General features: G+C 67.2%; 2 protein-coding genes. Both read right to left on the bottom strand.

What is annotated here, in order from left to right:
• Positions 1–36: 36 nt before the first annotated feature.
• Positions 37–1,158, bottom strand: coding sequence for an integrase core domain-containing protein (locus AWB94_RS01725; protein ID WP_226057928.1), 1,122 nt, complete (start codon positions 1,156–1,158; stop codon positions 37–39).
• The gene (locus AWB94_RS01720) at positions 1,149–1,511 is read right to left on the bottom strand and encodes a hypothetical protein (protein ID WP_062873637.1); all 363 of its coding nucleotides are present in this window, start codon (positions 1,509–1,511) and stop codon (positions 1,149–1,151) included. Before AWB94_RS01720 ends, AWB94_RS01725 begins: the two co-directional genes overlap by 10 nt.
• Between the last annotated feature and the right edge of the window lie 92 nt (positions 1,512–1,603).

The following is a 1,603-nucleotide window of genomic DNA, read 5'->3' as shown; positions in this document are numbered from 1 at the left end:
CGCGCCGTTTCTGAGATAACTAACCAGTTCGGGGTTCTAAATGTCCTCATCTGAGCTGGTGGGCTTGGGGTGAGTGTGCCGCATCTGGCGGCGGGTGGCAATGCGGGTGTTGCGGGCGGCTGTGAGGCCGGCTCGGCGTGCTTTTCGGATGGCCTCGCCTCGGCCGTGGTGCTCGTCGTCGGGGGTGACGTAGCCGATGCCCTCGTGCAGTCGCACGGTGTTGTAGTGCTCCTTTCTGATGTCGAGTTCGCGGCGCAGGACCGCGGGGTCATCGATGGCGTCCAGGTAGGGGTGTTCGCCTTTGAGGTGGCCGAAGAACGACTCGATCCAGGCCTGGTCGTTGGGGGTGCCGGGGCGGCCGAAGTGCTGGGCGATCCGGGCGATCGCCATGAACTCCGCGGTCTTGGTCGAGCGCATCTGCGGGCCGTTGTCAGAGACCGCCAGCAGCACCGGGAGACGGTCGTCGTTGTCGGGCACCTGACCGCTGGCCAGCTGGCCGGCGAGCGCGGCGTCCTCAAGCAGCCAGCCCTTACCGTCGGCCTCGAGTGCGGCGATGAACGCGGTCTCGACCTGCACCCAGGTTTCCTCGGGGGCGAGCACGGTGGACAGCCAGTAGCGCGAGACCACGTCGATCACCGCGATCGCACACCAGCTGCGCAGACCGGTGAAGTGGGTGAAGTCGTAGATGTAGATCTGCCCGGGGACCAGCTCGACCCAGTCAGGCCACGGCGTCTTGGCGCGCTTGTCGCGCACCGTGGGCAGCCCGGGCAGGTGCATCCCGGCGGCGGTGAGGACCCTCAGCACGGTGGACTCGGCCACGAACACCTTCTCCAGCCTCGAGCCGCGGTGAGCGAGCTTGCGATGGGACAGGTCCACACACCCCCAGGCCTTGGCCAGCTCCACGACGGCGTCCTTCTCCCAGTCCAGCAACGCGTGCAACGCCTCCCCTGGTGGCGGGCCCGGCGCGGCGTCGGCCAGATCACCACCGGCGGCCACCTGAGCGGCCCACGACAACATCCGGGCGTGATCCAGGCCCAGCTGCCGGCAGGCCCACCGCCCGGAGAACCCGTGGGCCCGGGCGTGGTCGACCAGCTCGAGCAGCCCCTGTTTGGCCGGCCCCGCGACACGGGCCGGGACCAGGCCAGCGTTCAGTCCCAACCGTCTTTTCCCTTTTCCAGGTGCAAGCTGACCGCCTGCTCACAGATCGTGGCCTTGAGCCGCTCAATCTCGGCGCGAGCGTCCTGCAGTTCGATTTCCTGGCCGGTCTTGCCGCGCCGCCCGGGCACCGCGGCAGCCAACGCGTCCAGGGCGCCCTGCTTGGCGGTCGCACAGATCGAGCGGATCGTGGTCCGGTCGACCCCGTACTTCTCGGCGAGCTCACGTTGGGTTGCCGAGGAGGTCAACACCGAGGTGAACACCTCGTACTTTTGCGAGGGCGCAAGCTTCTTGCGCCTCCGACGTGCAGGCGGCTGAGAGCCGCCGGCTGCCGCCGAAGGATTCAGCTTGGTCATGATCAAATCTCCTTGTCCGGTCCGGTGATCGAACCAGCAAAAATGCGGAGAATTAAAACCGAGTCCTGGTTACCGATCTCTGACGCGGAAGG

The sequence above is a fragment of the Mycolicibacterium canariasense genome, assembly GCF_002101555.1.
GTDB lineage: Bacteria > Actinomycetota > Actinomycetes > Mycobacteriales > Mycobacteriaceae > Mycobacterium > Mycobacterium canariasense.
The sequence above is the reverse complement of the archived record's forward strand: the minus strand, read 5'-3'. Positions and strand labels throughout refer to the sequence as shown.